The sequence below is a fragment of the Bacillus methanolicus MGA3 genome (genome assembly GCF_000724485.1).
Lineage (GTDB): Bacteria > Bacillota > Bacilli > Bacillales > Cytobacillaceae > Bacillus_Z > Bacillus_Z methanolicus_A.
The window spans coordinates 2,919,123-2,937,187 of the sequence record NZ_CP007739.1 but is presented as its reverse complement, the minus strand read 5'-3'; the positions used below and the strand labels follow the sequence as shown (position 1 = coordinate 2,937,187).

Annotated in this window: 14 protein-coding genes; 10 read left to right on the top strand and 4 right to left on the bottom strand. The window is 41.7% G+C overall.

Annotation, left to right across the window (positions count from 1 at the left end):
- Window positions 1-113 precede the first annotated feature (113 nt).
- The 6 genes from BMMGA3_RS14345 to BMMGA3_RS14315 all read left to right on the top strand — a co-directional run bounded on the left by BMMGA3_RS14345 (window position 114) and on the right by BMMGA3_RS14315 (window position 10,731).
- Window positions 114-3,368, top strand: coding sequence for an efflux RND transporter permease subunit (locus BMMGA3_RS14345; protein ID WP_003349371.1), 3,255 nt, complete (start codon window positions 114-116; stop codon window positions 3,366-3,368).
- Between the two features lie 209 nt (window positions 3,369-3,577).
- Window positions 3,578-3,808, top strand: coding sequence for a CsbA family protein (locus tag BMMGA3_RS14340; protein ID WP_003349373.1), 231 nt, complete (start codon window positions 3,578-3,580; stop codon window positions 3,806-3,808).
- Between the two features lie 339 nt (window positions 3,809-4,147).
- Window positions 4,148-6,127: an excinuclease ABC subunit UvrB gene (gene uvrB / locus BMMGA3_RS14330; RefSeq protein ID WP_003349376.1), complete on the top strand. Its 1,980-nt coding sequence runs from the start codon at window positions 4,148-4,150 to the stop codon at window positions 6,125-6,127.
- A gap of 7 nt (window positions 6,128-6,134) precedes the next feature.
- Window positions 6,135-9,008 carry an excinuclease ABC subunit UvrA gene (uvrA, locus tag BMMGA3_RS14325; RefSeq protein ID WP_003349378.1) on the top strand — a complete coding sequence of 958 codons (2,874 nt, stop codon included), beginning with the start codon at window positions 6,135-6,137 and terminating at the stop codon, window positions 9,006-9,008.
- 178 nt (window positions 9,009-9,186) lie between these two features.
- Window positions 9,187-10,290 (top strand): DUF4097 family beta strand repeat-containing protein, encoded by a 1,104-nt coding sequence (locus BMMGA3_RS14320; RefSeq protein ID WP_003349379.1) that lies wholly within the window; start codon window positions 9,187-9,189, stop codon window positions 10,288-10,290.
- An 84-nt stretch (window positions 10,291-10,374) separates the two neighbouring features.
- Complete coding sequence (locus BMMGA3_RS14315; RefSeq protein WP_034669627.1) at window positions 10,375-10,731, top strand: phage holin family protein; 357 nt, start codon at window positions 10,375-10,377, stop codon at window positions 10,729-10,731.
- Window positions 10,732-10,814: 83 nt separating this feature from the next.
- Here the strand turns inward: BMMGA3_RS14315 and BMMGA3_RS14310 are convergent, their stop codons facing one another.
- From BMMGA3_RS14310 to nagA, 4 genes are all read right to left on the bottom strand, one after another.
- Complete coding sequence (locus tag BMMGA3_RS14310; protein ID WP_003349381.1) at window positions 10,815-11,624, bottom strand: 5'-nucleotidase, lipoprotein e(P4) family; 810 nt, start codon at window positions 11,622-11,624, stop codon at window positions 10,815-10,817.
- Window positions 11,625-11,799: 175 nt separating this feature from the next.
- Window positions 11,800-12,387 carry an N-acetylmuramoyl-L-alanine amidase gene (locus BMMGA3_RS14305; RefSeq protein ID WP_003349382.1) on the bottom strand — a complete coding sequence of 196 codons (588 nt, stop codon included), beginning with the start codon at window positions 12,385-12,387 and terminating at the stop codon, window positions 11,800-11,802.
- Window positions 12,388-12,480: 93 nt separating this feature from the next.
- Entirely contained in the window at window positions 12,481-13,206 is a 726-nt protein-coding gene (nagB, locus tag BMMGA3_RS14300) for a glucosamine-6-phosphate deaminase (RefSeq protein ID WP_003349383.1), read from the bottom strand.
- A complete protein-coding gene (nagA, locus tag BMMGA3_RS14295) occupies window positions 13,184-14,395 on the bottom strand; it encodes an N-acetylglucosamine-6-phosphate deacetylase (protein WP_003349384.1) in 1,212 nt (403 codons plus the stop codon). The genes nagB and nagA overlap by 23 nt, the downstream gene beginning before the upstream one ends.
- Window positions 14,396-14,646: 251 nt before the next feature.
- Here nagA and hprK point away from each other — a divergent pair, with 251 nt between their 5' ends.
- Genes hprK through ppaX form a run of 4 tightly spaced genes read left to right on the top strand, consistent with a single transcriptional unit; the run spans window position 14,647 to window position 18,063 of the window.
- Window positions 14,647-15,582 (top strand): HPr(Ser) kinase/phosphatase, encoded by a 936-nt coding sequence (gene hprK, locus BMMGA3_RS14290; protein WP_003349385.1) that lies wholly within the window; start codon window positions 14,647-14,649, stop codon window positions 15,580-15,582.
- 27 nt (window positions 15,583-15,609) lie between these two features.
- Window positions 15,610-16,431, top strand: a complete 822-nt coding sequence (lgt, locus tag BMMGA3_RS14285; RefSeq protein WP_003349386.1) for a prolipoprotein diacylglyceryl transferase — start codon at window positions 15,610-15,612, stop codon at window positions 16,429-16,431.
- A 47-nt stretch (window positions 16,432-16,478) separates the two neighbouring features.
- The gene (locus tag BMMGA3_RS14280; protein WP_003349387.1) at window positions 16,479-17,429 is read left to right on the top strand and encodes a nucleoside recognition domain-containing protein; all 951 of its coding nucleotides are present in this window, start codon (window positions 16,479-16,481) and stop codon (window positions 17,427-17,429) included.
- Window positions 17,419-18,063, top strand: a complete 645-nt coding sequence (gene ppaX / locus BMMGA3_RS14275; protein ID WP_003349389.1) for a pyrophosphatase PpaX — start codon at window positions 17,419-17,421, stop codon at window positions 18,061-18,063. Before BMMGA3_RS14280 ends, ppaX begins: the two co-directional genes overlap by 11 nt.
- Window positions 18,064-18,065: the final 2 nt, after the last annotated feature.

Sequence of the window (18,065 nt, the reverse complement as noted above, 5' to 3'; positions counted from 1 at the left end):
GTTAAATTTTTAACGTCTATATTGACGGTTGACCGACTGGTCATTTATATTATTTGTTATCATGACCAGTCGGTCAAGTGAAAATTTCTAAGCTGCAGGAGCTGGAGGAAGCAATGGATAGAATTATTAATTTTACCCTCAAAAATAAGTTCGCGGTCTGGCTGCTTACCATTATTGTAACGGTCGCTGGCTTATATTCCGGTTTGAACATGAAGCTTGAAATGATTCCGGATATTAATACTCCGGTTATCAGCGTCACAACTGTTTATCCCGGAGCTACCCCTGAAGAGGTAGCAGATAAGGTTTCTGAACCGATCGAAAAAGCGGTCCAGAATCTTAACGGAGTGAATGTAGTCAGTTCGACTTCATTTCAAAATGCATCAGCTGTCCAAATCGAATATGATTATGGAAAGGATATGGATGAGGCAAAAGTTGAGTTAGAAGATGCTTTATCTTCGATACAATTTCCGGATGGTGTGAATAAACCGAAAATTTCAAAGGTCAGCATTAATGCCTTCCCGATTTTATCTCTTAGCATTTCAAATGAAAAAGAATCACTTGCAAAGCTTACAAAAACAGTTGAAAAAGATATCGTGCCTGCATTGAAAGGGATTGACGGTGTATCATCCGTGCAAATTTCCGGACAGCAGACCGATGAGGTCCAAGTTGTTTTTAACGATAAGAAACTGGCTCAATACGGCTTAAGCGAAGAAACAGTGAAAAATTTTATAAAAGGCGAAGATATAACGTATCCTTTAGGCCTTTATACATTTAAAGATAAAGAGCAATCGGTTGTTGTAGATGGCAACCTTAAGACAATCGAACAGTTAAAAGCTTTGGAAATTCCGGTGATCCCTTCAACTGGAAGCCAGAATAACCCACAAACAGCCAATCAAGGCAATCCGGCGCGAGGTCCACAGGGCGGTTTCGGAGCGTCGCCTCAAAGCGGCAGCCCGGCAGCAGGTCTAGAGGGCGGTTCCGGAATGGCGCCTCAAGGCAATGCAGCTGGAGCCCGGGGCGGAATTTCTCAAGGAAGCATCCAAGGACGGTCGCAGCAAAGTGCAGGGCTTCCGACTGTAAAACTTGGAGACATTGCGGATATTAAACTTGTCAGCAAAGCAGAATCGATTTCCAGAACAAATGGAAAAGAATCGATTGGCCTTCAAATTGTCAAAGCTGCTGATGCCAACACTGTTAAAGTTGCGAATGATGTAAAAAAAGAGTTGAAAAAATTTGAAAATAAAATTGATGGCTTGGAAGCAGTCACAACTTTTGACCAGGCAAAACCGATTGAAGATTCTGTAAATACGATGTTAAGCAAGGCACTGTTTGGAGCAGTGTTTGCAGTCGTGATTATTCTATTATTCTTGAGAAATATCAAAACGACATTGATCGCGGTCATTTCGATCCCGATGTCGCTATTGATTGCAATTTTAGTTCTGAATCAGATGGATATTACACTGAATATGATGACTTTAGGCGCGATGACTGTTGCGATCGGCCGGGTTATCGATGACTCGATCGTTGTTATCGAAAACATATACCGGAGAATGTCGCTGAAAGGCGAAAAGCTGAAAGGGATGAATTTGATCCGCGAAGCGACTAAAGAAATGTTTATTCCGATCATGTCATCAACGATCGTTACGATCGCCGTGTTTCTTCCTCTTGCACTTGTAAAGGGAATGGTTGGCGAGCTGTTCTTGCCGTTTGCCTTAACAATCGTCTTTTCGCTGCTCGCTTCTTTACTTGTTGCGATTACAATTGTACCGATGATGGCGCATTCTTTATTTAAAAAGGGGTTAAAAGAAGGAGTCCATCATGATGGGGAAAAACCCGGAAGATTGGCTCGGGCCTATAAGAAAGTTTTAAACTGGTCATTAAACCATAAGATAATAACAAGCTTATTGGCATTGTTCCTCTTTGCCGGAAGCTTATTCCTTGTTCCTGTTATCGGGGTCAGCTTCCTCCCGTCCGACCAAGAGAAGATGATGGTTGCTACGTATAAACCTGCCCCTGGGGAAACGTTGGATCAAGTGAAAAAATATGCGTCAGATGCAGAGAAATATTTCTTGAAGAGAGACAACGTTGAAACGGTTCAATTGTCTCTAGGAAGCGAAAACCCAATGAATCCTGGAGATACAAACAGCGCGATCCTGTTTATTAAATATGACAAAGATACGCCTAACTTTGAAAAGGAAAAGGAAAAGGTTATTAAGGACCTTCAGAGAAAAACAGCAGAAGGTGAATGGGCTTCCCAAAACTATTCATCCAGTGCCGGCAGCAACGAAATTGTCTATTATGTATATGGTGAAAAGCGGGAAGATATCGAACCGGTTGTAAAAGAAATTCAAGCCATCATGAAAAAGGACAAAAGCTTTACAAAAATTGATTCGAGCATTTCTGAAACATATGATGAATTTACACTCGTTCCTAATCAGAAAAAACTGAGCCGGCTCGGATTAACGGCTGCGCAAATTGGCATGGAACTTTCTCAAACAAGGGAGCGCCCTGTTTTGACCACAATTGAGAAAGACGGGGAAGAGCTGAATGTTTATGTTCAAGATAAACAAGAAAGCTATGAAAGTGTCAAGGATATGACTAAAAAAACGATCCAATCACCGCTTGGCATCAAAGTTCCGGTAAGCGAATTGGTTAAAATCAAGAAAGGAAAAACATCTGACACCGTTACGCGCCGTGATGGCCGGATTTATGCAGAAGTCAGCGCCGAACTGACGACAAAAGATGTTTCCAAAGCGTCTGCGAAGTTTCAAAAAGAAGTGGATAAGATCCATCTGCCGTCAAATGTAGAAATTTCGACGGGAGGGGTTACGAAAGATATTCAGCAAACCTTTACTCAATTAGGTTTGGCGATGCTCGCAGCAATTGCCATCGTTTATTTTATCCTCGTCGTAACTTTTGGAGGCGCTCTTGCACCATTTACGATCCTGTTCTCATTGCCGTTTACAATTATCGGCGCACTCGTTGCCTTGTTAATTTCCGGTGAGACAATCAGTGTGTCGGCTATGATCGGCGCCTTAATGCTAATCGGAATTGTGGTAACGAATGCAATTGTATTGATTGACCGGGTGATTCGAAAAGAAAACGAAGGACTCAGCACAAGGGAAGCATTGCTTGAGGCTGGTTCAACCCGTTTGCGTCCGATTTTAATGACTGCGATTGCCACGGTTGGAGCGTTATTGCCGCTTGCATTTGGCATGGAGGGAAGCGGACTGATTTCCAAAGCACTTGGCGTGACTGTTATTGGCGGATTAACAAGTTCAACCCTTCTTACTCTGTTAATTGTTCCAATCGTTTATGAAAGCATAAGCAAGTTAAGAAGAAAGAAAAACAGGCAAATAGAAGAATAATCATTTTAGAAGAGGCTGTCTCTAAAGGGTCTGACCCTCAGGTTTTTGAGACGGCCTCTTTCTTTTATGATTTATAAAATAATATGCGCCGGAAACGTTGTAAAAAGCTTGTATACGCAGGAAAGAAGATATATTCTAATGATAAGCGAGGGAAATGAAATTTGTTAGAAAAATCTTTATTTTTCAAATAGAGTGAAGAAGGTGGCCTTATGGTTAAATATTTATCGGCATTATTTTTTCCGTTCGTGTTGGTTTTGCTTTTTACAAGGGTAACGTATCATCCTGTAACCGGTCTTATTCTTACAGTCGCTTTGATTGCCGCCTCGGTCTATAAAGGGTACACAAATTCACTGGGGCTGATTGTTGTTGATGCGTTTTCGTTAACACTCGGTTTTTGGTATGCAAAAAAAATGATGGCCAGAACCCGGAAGAGCGCTTAATAAATTGAACATCAAAATCGAAATAACTTTCGTAAAACCTGTCTGCTTTTTCTTCGACAGGTTTTTTGCATTGCTTAAAGAAAAAACGAGAAAATATCAGGCTATTTTGACATTTGTTCAAACAATTGAAAACAAAAAGAGACAATTTTCAACAGATGGATTTTTTTATTCTGTAGAAAAAAACGAATATCCGTTCGCGTATTATTGGTTTGTTTTGAGAGCTTTGTGGTAGAATGGTGATATGAGTTTTTGAAGACGGATCAAGTGAATCGGCTCGAATCACTAGTATAACGATTCTTATCTTCGGTCCATATCATTGTGGAACAGGAGGATTTTTTTGTGAACGAGCAATTTGAATTAGTCTCGAAATATTCGCCCCAAGGGGATCAGCCTGAAGCGATAAGAAAACTTGTGGAAGGCATTAAGACAGGAAAGAAGCATCAAACACTTTTAGGGGCAACAGGGACAGGAAAAACATTTACGATTTCGAATGTGATTAAAGAAGTGAATAAACCAACCCTGGTAATCGCCCACAACAAAACGCTTGCCGGACAGCTTTACAGCGAGTTTAAAGAATTTTTTCCTAATAATGCGGTCGAATATTTTGTCAGCTACTACGACTATTATCAGCCTGAAGCGTATGTCCCGCAAACAGATACTTTTATTGAAAAAGATGCAAGCATCAATGATGAAATAGATAAGCTGCGCCACTCGGCGACATCTGCTCTGTTTGAAAGACGAGATGTGATCATTGTTGCCAGTGTTTCCTGCATATACGGCCTCGGTTCTCCAGAAGAATATCGTGATCTTGTCGTATCATTGCGTGTCGGCATGGAAATTGAACGAAACCAACTGCTTCACCGTCTCGTTGATATCCAATATGAACGGAATGATATTGATTTCAAACGGGGGACATTCCGCGTGCGCGGGGATGTTGTGGAGATTTTTCCTGCCTCAAGGGATCAACACTGTATCCGAGTTGAGTTTTTTGGCGATGAAATTGACCGGATCCGTGAAGTGGATGCGTTAACAGGAGAAATATTAGGAGAGCGTGAACATGCTGCGATCTTCCCGGCTTCCCACTTCGTCACGCGGGAAGAAAAAATGCGAATCGCAATTGAAAATATTGAAAAAGAATTGGAAGAACAGCTTAAGAAACTTCGTGCAGAAGACAAACTTCTTGAGGCGCAGCGCCTTGAGCAGCGGACCCGCTATGACCTTGAAATGATGCGGGAAATGGGCTTTTGTTCAGGAATTGAAAATTACTCGAGGCATCTAACATTAAGGGCCCCTGGATCAACACCGTATACATTGCTTGATTATTTTCCGGACGACTTTCTCATTGTGGTTGATGAATCGCATGTCACCTTGCCGCAAATCCGCGGAATGTATAATGGCGACCGGGCCCGGAAGCAGGTTCTTGTTGAGCACGGTTTCCGGCTCCCATCAGCATTGGATAACCGTCCGCTGACATTTGAAGAATTTGAAAAGCACATTAATCAAATTATCTATGTGTCGGCAACTCCAGGGCCTTATGAGCTGGAGCATTGTCCTGAAATGGTTGAGCAGATTATCCGGCCGACCGGCCTGTTAGATCCAACCATTGATGTCCGTCCGATTGAAGGGCAGATTGATGACTTAATTGGTGAAATTCAAGATCGGATTAAGCGAAATGAACGCGTTCTTGTCACGACACTGACGAAAAAAATGGCGGAAGACTTAACCGATTACTTGAAAGATATCGGAATTAAGGTTCGGTATTTGCATTCTGAGATAAAAACGCTTGAACGGATCGAAATCATCAGGGACCTTCGCCTTGGAAAATTTGATGTTCTTGTCGGGATCAACTTGCTAAGAGAAGGGCTCGATATTCCGGAAGTTTCTCTTGTTGCGATTCTTGATGCTGATAAAGAAGGCTTTCTTCGTTCGGAGCGGTCTCTTATTCAGACGATTGGCCGGGCAGCCCGGAATGCAAACGGCCATGTCATTATGTATGCTGACCGGATTACCCAGTCAATGGAAATTGCGATTAATGAAACGAAGCGCCGCCGTTCGATTCAGGAAGAATACAACAAAAAACACGGAATTACACCGCAAACAATCCAGAAGGAGATTCGCGATGTGATCCGCGCTACTTATGCGGCTGAAGAGCAGGAAGAATATAAACCGGCTGAAAATCTAAGCAAATTGACGAAAAAAGAACGGGAAAAGCTCATTGCCGAAATGGAAAAAGAAATGAAGGAGGCGGCGAAAGCATTAAACTTCGAACGGGCCGCCGAGCTTCGTGATTTAATACTTGAGTTAAAAGCGGAAGGATGACGAATACATGGCGATGGATAAACTCATTGTAAAAGGTGCCAGAGTTCACAATTTGAAAAATATAGATGTCACCATTCCGAGAGATAAGCTTGTTGTGGTAACGGGGCTTTCAGGTTCGGGAAAGTCGTCGCTCGCCTTTGATACGATTTATGCAGAAGGGCAGCGAAGATATGTGGAATCTCTTTCCGCCTATGCCCGCCAGTTCCTCGGGCAAATGGATAAGCCTGATGTCGATTCGATCGAAGGGTTGTCTCCTGCCATTTCCATTGACCAAAAAACAACAAGCAGAAACCCTCGGTCAACAGTTGGGACAGTAACGGAGATATATGATTATTTAAGGCTTTTATTTGCAAGAGTCGGACGGCCAACGTGCCCTGTGCACGGAATTGAGATTTCCTCACAAACGATTGAACAGATGGTGGACCGCATTTTGGAATACCCGGAAAGAACCAGGCTGCAAATACTTGCCCCTGTTGTATCAGGACGGAAAGGAACCCATTCAAAAACGCTCGAAGAAATTAAAAAACAAGGGTACGTCCGTGTCCGAATTGACGGCGAAATGCATGATTTAGGCGATGAAATTGAACTTGAGAAAAATAAAAAGCACTCAATAGAAGTCGTCATCGACCGGATCATTGTTAAAGAAGGAATTTCTGCCCGTCTGTCAGATTCATTAGAAACAGCATTGCGTCTTGGCGAAGGAAAAGTGATCATTGATGTGATCGGTGAAGAGGAGCTGCTTTTCAGTGAGCATCATGCATGCCCTTATTGCGGTTTTTCGATTCAAGAGCTTGAGCCGCGGATGTTTTCTTTTAACAGTCCTTTCGGCGCCTGCCCTGACTGCGACGGCCTCGGCTCAAAGCTTGAAGTCGATGTCGACCTTGTTATACCAAATAAGGATCTTACTTTAAGAGAACATGCGATTGCCCCGTGGGAGCCGAATAGCTCAAACTATTATCCGCAGCTGCTCGAAGCGGTATGCAGCCATTATGGAATTGATATGGATGTACCGGTTAAAGATTTGCCGGAGCATTTGCTTGATAAAATTTTATACGGCTCAAAAGGTGAACGGATTTATTTCCGTTATGAAAACGATTTTGGCCAGGTGAGAGAAAACTATATTGAATTTGAAGGTGTTCTTCGCAACGTGGAACGGCGCTTTAAAGAAACAAGTTCGGATTATATTCGTGAACAGATGGAGAAATATATGGCTCATCAGCCGTGTCCGACTTGCAAAGGGCATCGCCTGAAAAAAGAAAGCCTAGCCGTCTTGGTTTCTGGAAGGCATATCGGGCAGATAACCGAACTTTCGATTGAAGAAGCCCACAAGTTCTTTTCAAATCTTGACTTAACAGAAAAAGAGTTTAAGATCGCCAATCTCATTTTAAGAGAAATTAAAGAAAGACTCGGTTTCTTAATAAATGTAGGATTAGATTATTTAACACTCAGCCGTGCAGCTGGTACTCTATCGGGAGGAGAGGCGCAGCGCATCCGTCTGGCTACACAAATCGGGTCCCGGCTGACAGGCGTTCTTTATATTTTAGATGAACCGTCCATCGGCCTTCATCAGCGTGATAATGACAGGCTGATTGATACACTGAAAAATATGCGCGATATCGGAAATACGCTGATTGTTGTCGAACATGACGAGGATACGATGCTCGCTGCAGATTATTTAATTGACGTTGGTCCGGGTGCAGGAGTTCATGGCGGTCAAATTGTTTCTGCAGGAACTCCGGAGGAAGTTATGAATGACCCTAATTCTCTGACAGGCCAGTATCTTTCCGGGAAAAAATTTATACCGCTTCCGATTGAACGCAGAAAACCTGACGGCCGCTATGTGGAAATTAAAGGAGCGAAAGAGAATAATCTTAAAAATGTAGATGTCAAGTTTCCGTTGGGAACGTTTATTGCAGTTACAGGGGTGTCCGGTTCAGGAAAAAGTACATTAATAAATGAAATTCTTCACAAAGCACTTGCCCAGAAGCTTCACAACGCAAAAAGCAGACCAGGCGAGTATAAAGAAATTAAAGGGATTGAGCATCTCGATAAAGTTATTGATATTGACCAGTCTCCGATTGGCCGGACGCCTCGGTCCAATCCGGCGACCTATACCGGAGTTTTTGATGATATTCGCGATGTTTTTGCGGCTACTAATGAAGCGAAGGTGCGCGGTTATAAAAAAGGCCGTTTCAGCTTTAACGTAAAAGGCGGCCGCTGTGAAGCATGCCGTGGAGACGGGATTATTAAAATTGAAATGCATTTTCTCCCTGATGTATACGTTCCGTGTGAAGTTTGCCATGGAAAACGCTACAACCGGGAAACGCTTGAGGTGAAATACAAAGGCAAAAATATTTCCGAAATCCTTGATATGACCGTTGATGATGCACTCGAATTTTTCGAGAATATCCCTAAAATTAAACGAAAACTGCAAACGATTGTGGATGTCGGACTTGGCTATATAAAACTGGGACAGCCGGCAACAACGCTTTCAGGGGGAGAAGCCCAGCGCGTGAAACTTGCTTCCGAACTGCATCGCCGTTCGACCGGGCGTTCCTTCTATATTTTGGATGAGCCGACAACAGGGCTTCATGTAGACGATATTTCCCGCCTTCTTGTGGTCCTGCAGCGGCTTGTTGAAAATGGGGATACGGTATTGGTGATTGAGCATAATCTTGATGTGATTAAAGCCGCCGATTATATTATCGACCTCGGCCCGGAAGGCGGAGACCGCGGCGGCACGATCATTGCGCAAGGAACTCCGGAAGAGGTGGCAGAGGTTCCCGGTTCTTATACGGGAAAATATTTGAAGCCAATACTTGAGCGCGACAGGCTGCGGATGAAAAAGCTGATTGAGGAAAAGGAAAAAGTTACAAATTGATAGAAGGAAAAGCAGCTGCTTGATTTGCAGCTGCTTTTTAATTTAAAACTGGGTCAGAAATAATATGAAACTTTCGAAAACACATTGCGTAAATACATACAAAGGAGATGTTTTTTTTTGGATTTGAATTTCGTTGGATACAAGAGCTAATTTAATAATACGCTTTGGAGGGAAAATAATGTTGGAGGAGCGCAAACGAATCTTAAACATGGTGAAAGAGGGAAAACTAACCGTCGATGAAGCGTTAACCTTACTGGAAGAGCTTGAAAAAAGCAGCAAAACAATGGAGCAGAAGCAAGAGGAAATCATCCATGATTTGTCTACTGCGGTAAACTTTGAAGAAGCAAAAAAGGAAGATAATGTTCACTACAAATTTCAATCTGTCAAAGATAAAATTTTTGACTTTGTTGATTCTGCCTTAAAAAAAATGAAAGAATTTGATTTAGATCTTAATTTTGGCCAGTCAATTGAAGTTTCGCATATTTTTCAACACGGAGATGCAAACGTAAAAGAAATAGATGTAGACGTGGCAAATGGGTCCGTCAAACTCGTGCCATGGGATCAGCGTGATGTCCGGGTTGAATGCAATGCGAAAGTCTATCGGGTTCATTCTCAGGAAGAAGCGCGGCAATCCTTTTTAAAGGATGTTGTGTTTGGGATTGAAGGGGAAAAAATGCGGTTCGGCACTCAGCAAAAATGGATGAAAGTTGATGCAAAAATTTATGTGCCTCAGGAATTTTATGAATATGTAAGAGTCCGAATGTTTAATGGCCCGATTGAAGGGAAAAACATAAAAGCAAATAACTTAAAAGTTAAGGCTGCAAACGGAAAAATTAATCTCGATTCCATTATTTCCGGCAAAACCGAAGTTGAAACCGCCAATGGCCATATTCATTTATCAAACTGCACGGCAGATGACCTTGAACTTGAATCCATTAACGGAGCCATTGAATTGGATGGAGATGTTGCAAGAGCAGATGTTCAAACTTTTAATGGCAATGTACATTGTACATTAAAAAACCGGGCAGAGTCGATTGTTGCGAAAGCGACAACCGGAAGCATCGAAATTTTCCTTCCTGAATCTGTTTCTGCTGAAGGCGATTTAAAGACAAATCTCGGCGGTTTTTCTGTTGAGCTCGAAGGCATTCAAATTGTAGAAGAAAAATCGGAAATGATTCAAAAAATGCTCCGTTTTAAACCTTTACATGACGAGAAAAAAGTGGTTAAAGTGTTCGCTGATTCAAAAACCGGATCGATACACATTAAAAAAAGAGAATCATAGCATTTGCTGGGAGGACTTGCAAATGAATCTTATACATTCGTGGACAGACCGAAAATTAATATTTCAGAGCAAAGGGTTTTTACGATGAGATGGCTTGTTGGAATTGTTATCAATGCTGTTCTTTTTGTCGCTTTAGCAGGGTATTTTGAGGATTCCATTTACTTATCGGGATTTGGCGCAGCACTAGGGGCGAGTTTTCTTTTGTCTATTTTAAATGTGCTTGTGCGGCCGATTCTTATAATTTTGACACTGCCGGTTACCATATTGACTCTCGGTTTATTTTTATTTGTCATTAATGCGATAACGCTGTTGCTGACAGATGCGATGATGGGATCGGCTTTTGAAATAAAGGGTTTTGGAATGGCGCTGCTTATGTCAGTAATTATGGCGGTAGTGAATCTGATTATCCAAAAAGCAGTGCTTGAACGATCAAAAGAGTAATAAAATCAGAACAAAAATCTAATTGCATAAAGGGGGCTGGCTCATAAGCAAGAGCCAGCCTCTTTTTCGGGACATTTAAAATGTTAAGGCATAAATGGCTGCAAACTTTCTTCTCTTAATTTTGCTTTTTCAGTGTTTGATATGCCGAAATTTTTATGATAGATGGCTCTTTCCCAATCACCGTACATCGGGTTCGGGAATACAATAAGTTTTTTGCCAAATTCATCTTTCCGTTTTTCAACGTTCTGGACTCTTTCTTTTGCTGATAATTGATCAAATCCGCTGAAATCTCCTAAGTTATCCCCGAACAGCAAGACAATATTGTGTGTTCTCGCTACATGCTGACGGCGTGTTTCTTTGCCTTTTTCACCGGGCTGTTTTAACAGAACGTGTTCTGAATTTGCCTGTGGTGCACCGATTTGTTGTAAATTTTTAATCGTCGCTTCCTTTTGGGCTTCTCTTCTATTGGATATGTAAAATATTTTCACTCCTCTTGAGTTGGCATACGTTAAAAATTCAACTGCTCCCGGAAGTGCCTTTGCCTCGGCACGATTCATCCATTCATACCATTTTTCACGATTACGATTACCGTTTTTTACTGTCCATGCAAAGTATGGGCTGTTATCTAAAACTGTTTCATCTAAATCAAGCACAACAGCTGGATTCTTCGGCTTTTTGGCTAGAATTGCATCCAGTCTCATTTTTCCTATGTTGTACCCTTGATGAAATAATGCTTTTGCTTCTCCGGATGTTTGGAACCAAAGAACAGACATTGTATTTTGTTTTTGCAGGTCGCATGCCGGTCCCGATGCTTCTTGCATGGCATTCGCGTTAACACTGATCAGCATGAGGGAAAAAATCATGATCGTAAAAAATGTTGTTATTTTTTTCATACGGAAACCTCCTTTGATTAATTTCGAGGTTAGTATGTGAAAAAACAACAAAATCACTCCAAAGATTTTATTTTTTTTTTGCATGCCCATCAAGAAAAAATGCCTGGATCGGTTCCAAGCATTGCAGCATCACAAATATGGGAAAATGTTTTACTTTTCAAAGTAAACAAGTGGGTTAGAATCCTTTAGCGGCTGGGGGAGGATGGATCGGTTTCTTCTTTAGGTCAAAATGGTCAGCTATGCTTTTTACGATCGCTTTAGCGCATGTTTTTCTGTAAGTATCTGAGCGAAGCAGTTTCGCTTCCTGGCGATTTGTCATAAAACCGCATTCAATCAGAACTGCTGTCATGTTCGTTTCTCTTAAAACATGAAAATCAGCAGTTTTGACGCCTCGATCTCGCAGGCCCGTAGAGACCACTAAGTTATGTTGAATTTTCTTTGCCAGTTTTGTTGCTTCAAGTGGTTTGGAAATATGCACATACGTTTCTATCCCGCCAGCGTCATTCCAGTTGTTTCCGTTTGCGTTCGCATGAATTGCCGCATAACAATCTACTTTCAACTTGTTAGCCTTGTCAGTCCGCTCCTGTAATGGAACATCTTTTTGGTCGGAATGGGCAAAATAAATGGCAACATTCTCATAATCCTGAAGCAAATCTCTTGCATAATTCGCAACAGCTCGATTGAATTCGTATTCCCGTAAGCCGTCAGGACTGCGTTTGCCTTCTGTAGAGTACCCATGGCCCGCATCAAGCATAATCTTCATTTTTTCACCTCTTTTCATCATAAGTTACATATGAAAAAAGGGGAAAAATGGACATGGCACAAACCATGAATAATGATTCTCTTAGTATTGAGGCTAAACTAATTGTAAAGCAGCAATATCCGCAATGATCGTCACATTTTTATGAAGTTTAAGAGCAGATGCCGGAAAATCTTCATCTACTTCGCCATGTACCAGTCTTGCAATGGCTTTTGCTTTTGATGCACCTGATGCAAGCAAAATAATTTCCTTGCTGTCCATAATCGTTGCTATTCCCATTGTGATCGCATGAGTAGGTACGTCATCTAGAGAAGGAAAAAATCGCGAATTTGCTTTTCGTGTACTTTCAGCAAGCGTTACGACATGGGTGCGGCTTTTAAATGAAGTTCCGGGTTCGTTGAAACCGATGTGCCCATTTTGTCCAATTCCTAAAAGCTGAACGTCCACTCCGCCAAGTTCATGAATTACACTCTCAAACCGTGTGCATTCAAGCAGAAAATCTTCCGCCATCCCGTTAGGAATGTATGTCTGTTCAAGAGGAATGTCAATGTGGTTGAACAATTGTTCACGCATGAAATAATGATAGCTGTTCGGATCGTCCCGGGAGATGCCGATGTATTCATCGAGGTTGACCGTTGAAACTTGTTTGTAAGTCGTTCCGTTCGTCTTGTGGTCTTCAATTAGTAGCTTATAAACACCAATAGGAGTGCTGCCTGTCGCTAGTCCAATTGTTGCTTTTGGATTGGCCCGAACCTTTTCAATTATTTTGCTGGCAGCTATTTTGCTCAGTTGATCATAATTATCCGCTCTCAAAATATTCATTCTGTTGATTCTCCCCTCCTCTTTTATATGCTATTTTTCCGCGGCAGAAAGTCATAAACACTTCATAGTTATCATCAAGAATGACAATATCGGCGTCTTTTCCCGGTGCCAGGCTGCCTTTGCGGTCATAAACATTTATTTGTTTTGCCGGGTTTATGCTTGCCATTTGAATTGCGTCTACTAGTGAAATGCCAGTGAACTTCATTATATTTTTAAACGAATCTTTCATTTTTAAGATGCTTCCTGCAAGGGTTCCGTTTTCTAACAGAGCTATTCCATCCTTAACGGCCACATCCTGGCCGCCGAGGTCATATGTTCCGTTTTTTAAGCATTTCGCCCTCATTGAATCCGTAATTAATATCATTCGGTCTATTCCTTTTGATCGTAAAGAAAGCTGGATCATTTCCGGACGGACATGGATTCCGTCTGCAATGATTTCAACCATCAATTCTTTCAGCAGCAGGGCAGCGCCAGCAATTCCAGGTTCCCGATGGTGCAATCCTCTCATCCCGTTAAATAGATGGGTGACATGTTTTGCTCCTGCCTCTACGGCCTTTATTGTTTCTTCGTATGTCGCATCTGAATGTCCGATTGAGGCAATGACTCCCGATTGGTTCAAATACCGGACAAATTCCAGGCCGTTTTTTTGTTCAGGCGCCATTGTTACAAGCTTAATACCGTTCTCAGCAAGCTTTTGCCAATGTTTAAAAAGGTCAATATCTGGCTCGAGTATATGCTTGATGGGCTGAGCACCGGCTCGTTTTGCATTTATAAACGGCCCTTCAAGATGAATCCCGAGAATTTCTGCTTCTCCGGCCAAATTATGATGTTTCCGGTAGTTTGCCACGTTTTTCAATGCAACCTCAATGCTCGTTATTTCCTGTGTAATGGTTGTTGCTAAAAAACTTGTCGATCCTTCAGCCGGGAGGATTCCAGCCATTGTTGATAATGCTTCAGTGGTTGCGTCCATCGTATCTGCTCCGCCCGCTCCGTGAATATGAAGGTCGATAAAACCGGGAGCTGCTTTAAAACTTGGTTCCAGATTGATTTCCTCGGTGTTTTCCGGGACAACCAGATCCTTCATTAAACCAATGTCGAGAATTTTATCATCCTTAAAGAGAAGATAGCCGTTATCAATGACTTCCTCGCCTGTGTAAATTTCAATATTTTTTAAAAGAGTTTTTTTCATTGTTTATTCTCCCTGTAAATCATTGACAATAGATAGTTTACCGTACATTTTGTGAAATTGCATAATTTAAAAAATATTATATCTATGAAACTTGCGCAAAAATTATTCTAACAATTGTATACTGTATATAAACACAAAGACACTGTTTTTCCATGTTAGGGGTTGGGAGCACGTTTTTGTCAAATGAAATTTGGTTGAAGGGTAAAAAATGCTAAAATAAAAATTGGATTGCCGTGAAGGAGGTAAAAAGATTGCCGAAAGTACGAACAAGGGACATTATTGAAAAGTTTTCACTTGAGCTGATCAGCGGTGAAGAAGGGATTGACCGCCCGATTACAACAAGTGATATTTCTCGCCCTGGAATTGAAATGGCAGGGTATTTTGATTATTATCCGGCTGAGAGGATCCAGTTGCTGGGAAGAACAGAGCTTTCTTTTTTTGAGCAATTAGATGAAGATGACCGTAAAACAAGGATGGAAAAGTTATGTACTGATATCACTCCAGCCATCATTGTTACACGAAATTTGGAGGTTCCGAAGGAGCTTATCGAAGCTTCTGAACGAGAAGCGGTGCCAGTTCTTCGCTCTCCATTAAAAACAACCCGGTTTTCAAGCAGGCTGACAAACTATCTGGAAGGGAAACTCGCTCCTACTACTGCCGTTCACGGCGTTCTTGTAGATGTTTACGGCATCGGTGTATTGATAACCGGAAAGAGCGGCGTCGGAAAAAGTGAAACGGCCCTTGAGCTTGTAAAACGCGGACACCGGCTTGTCGCTGACGATTGTGTCGAAATCCGCAAGGAGGATCAGGACATACTTATCGGAAGTGCTCCTGAACTTATAGAGCATTTGCTGGAAATACGAGGACTCGGGATTATTAATGTTATGACATTGTTTGGAGCTGGTGCAGTCCGCAGCCATAAGCGAATTACTCTTGTTATTGATCTTGAATTATGGGATCCAAACAAGCAGTATGACCGCCTTGGACTGGACGAAGAAAAAGTGAAAATCATGGATACAGAAATTACTAAAATTACGGTTCCTGTGCGCCCTGGCCGAAACCTTGCCGTCATCATTGAAGTTGCTGCGATGAATTTCCGGTTAAAACGAATGGGAGTAAACGCTGCAGAGCAATTTACAAATCGTTTGTCAGATGTGATTGAAGACAGTGATCATGAAGACGTGTAACAGAAATTCAGATTTGGAGGTGAAATCATGGAAAAGAATATTCAGCCGATCGACCCGATTGCCTTCACCCTTGGACCGATCCAAGTTCACTGGTACGGTGTGATTATTGGCATTGGGATTGCTCTTGCTCTTTGGGTTGCCATGAGAGAAGGGGATAAGCGCGGCCTGCCAAAGGATACTTTTGCTGATTTAATGATTTGGGCGATTCCGATTGCGATTATTTCCGCACGCATTTATTATGTTATTTTCCAATGGGATTATTATGCACAGAACCCTAGTGAAATTATTAAGATTTGGAATGGGGGAATTGCCATTCACGGCGCCTTGATTGGTTCAGTGATTACCGCATCTGTTTTTTCTAAAAAAAGAGGCATTTCTTTCTGGAAACTGGCGGACATTGCAGCACCCAGTATTATTCTTGGCCAGGCGATCGGCCGCTGGGGAAACTTTATTAATCAAGAAGCACACGGGGGAGAGGTAAGCCGTTCTTTTCTCGAAGGTTTGCATTTGCCGGATTTTATTATCAATCAGATGTATATAAACGGAGCATACTATCATCCGACTTTCCTTTATGAATCAATTTGGGATCTTACCGGGTTTTTCGTACTGATCTTATTAAGAAGGGTAAACTTACGGAGAGGCGAACTGTTTTTGACATATGTAATCTGGTATTCGATTGGACGGTTTTTTATCGAAGGCATGAGGACAGACAGTTTAATGCTTACAGAAAACTTAAGGATGGCACAATTTATTTCAATTGTTTTAATTATCGGCGCATTTATATTAATGATTTACAGGAGGATGAAACGAAATTCGGATGCACGTTATTTAGATAAAAGCAATGGATAGGATAAAGAACCATTTCTTTATGGGTGGGATAAAGGAGAATAAATGAAATGCTGATTGGGTCACTCAAAAGGGGAAGTATCGTCGGGCTAAAAACAACATGGTCTCTTGGGAAAATAATTTTTCCGGTTACACTTATTGTTGCATTGCTAAAATATACACCTGTTTTGCCGTGGATCATCGGCCGGATTGCACCGTTTATGAATTTCTTTGGTTTGTCAGGGGATGCCGCGATTCCACTCGTAATCGGAAATTTTTTAAATTTATATGCCGCTATTGGCGCTATTTTATCTCTTAAATTAACGGTAAAAGAAGTTTTTATCATTGCCGTTATGCTTTCGTTTTCCCATAACATTCTTATCGAATCAAGTGTCGCCCTTAAAGTCGGGGTTAAATTATGGATCATCGCAGTCGTAAGGTTCGGTCTTGCGATTGTGTCTGCTATTGTGATTAACTTCATCTGGCATGGCGGCTCCGAACTGGCAAAGTACGGATTCATTCCTCCAAAAGAGGAGCAGGTAAGCGGCTGGGCAAACATTATAATGGAAGGCCTTCAGAAAGCGGGCATTGGTGTTTTACAGCTGGCTATGATTGTCATTCCGCTGATGATCGGAATTCAATTTTTGAAGGATTTAAAATGGCTTCATGTATTTTCGAAATGGATGGCGCCTGTAACAAAGATCCTTGGTATGAAAGAAAATTCATCAACCACTCTGGCAGCAGGACTTTTGTTCGGTCTTGCATATGGAGCAGGAGTTATGATCCAAGCTGTTAAGGAGGACGGCGTCAGCAAAAAGGATGTGACGCTTGCGTTCATCTTTCTTGTAGCCTGTCATGCTGTTATTGAGGATACATTAATTTTTGTGCCGCTCGGAATTTCTGTACTGCCTCTCTTCTTGATCAGGCTGGGCATTGCCATCCTGTTGACGCTTGCAGTAGGATTTATCTGGAATCGGGCGGAGCTTGTAAAAAGAAAGGGAACAGCAACATATGAACACTAAAATTAACACTGTATTATTTGATTTAGATGGCACACTTATTGATACAAATGAATTAATTATTTCTTCATTTTTACATACATTGGAAAAATATTATCCGGGCAAATATAAGCGGGCTGATGTTATCCCGTTTATGGGGCCTACCTTAGAGGAAACATTTGAAGGAATCAATAAAGATTGGGCAGAAGATATGGCTAAAACGTATCGTGAATTCAATATCTCCAACCATGACCTTTTTGTAAAAGAATTTGATGGTGTGTACGAAACTGTCCGGATATTAAAAGAAAACGGCTTTAAGCTCGGCATCGTAACGACAAAACGCTTGGATGTTGCGCTAAAAGGAGTGAAGCTTACTAAACTTGATGAATTTTTTGATTGTATTGTCGCAATTGAACATGTAAAAAAACCAAAGCCTGATCCGGAGCCGATTTTGCTTGCTTTAGAACGGTTGCGGTCGGTTCCTGAAGAAGCATTAATGGTCGGGGATAACCATCACGATATATTGGGAGGAAAAAATGCCGGAACAAAAACGGCAGGTGTTGCTTGGTCGCTGAAGGGCAAGGATTATTTAGCACAATTTGAACCAGACTATATGTTGGACAATATGTCCGACTTATTATCCATCCTTGGAGTGTAAAA

Coding starts and splice junctions, on each gene's coding strand:
- BMMGA3_RS14345 (WP_003349371.1), top strand. CDS start 114: ATGGATAGAATTATTAATTTTACCCTCAAAAATAAGTTCGCGGTCTGG.
- BMMGA3_RS14340 (WP_003349373.1), top strand. CDS start 3,578: ATGGTTAAATATTTATCGGCATTATTTTTTCCGTTCGTGTTGGTTTTG.
- uvrA (WP_003349378.1), top strand. CDS start 6,135: ATGGCGATGGATAAACTCATTGTAAAAGGTGCCAGAGTTCACAATTTG.
- BMMGA3_RS14320 (WP_003349379.1), top strand. CDS start 9,187: ATGTTGGAGGAGCGCAAACGAATCTTAAACATGGTGAAAGAGGGAAAA.
- BMMGA3_RS14315 (WP_034669627.1), top strand. CDS start 10,375: ATGAGATGGCTTGTTGGAATTGTTATCAATGCTGTTCTTTTTGTCGCT.
- BMMGA3_RS14310 (WP_003349381.1), bottom strand. CDS start 11,624: ATGAAAAAAATAACAACATTTTTTACGATCATGATTTTTTCCCTCATG.
- BMMGA3_RS14305 (WP_003349382.1), bottom strand. CDS start 12,387: ATGAAGATTATGCTTGATGCGGGCCATGGGTACTCTACAGAAGGCAAA.
- nagB (WP_003349383.1), bottom strand. CDS start 13,206: ATGAATATTTTGAGAGCGGATAATTATGATCAACTGAGCAAAATAGCT.
- nagA (WP_003349384.1), bottom strand. CDS start 14,395: ATGAAAAAAACTCTTTTAAAAAATATTGAAATTTACACAGGCGAGGAA.
- lgt (WP_003349386.1), top strand. CDS start 15,610: ATGGAAAAGAATATTCAGCCGATCGACCCGATTGCCTTCACCCTTGGA.
- BMMGA3_RS14280 (WP_003349387.1), top strand. CDS start 16,479: ATGCTGATTGGGTCACTCAAAAGGGGAAGTATCGTCGGGCTAAAAACA.
- ppaX (WP_003349389.1), top strand. CDS start 17,419: ATGAACACTAAAATTAACACTGTATTATTTGATTTAGATGGCACACTT.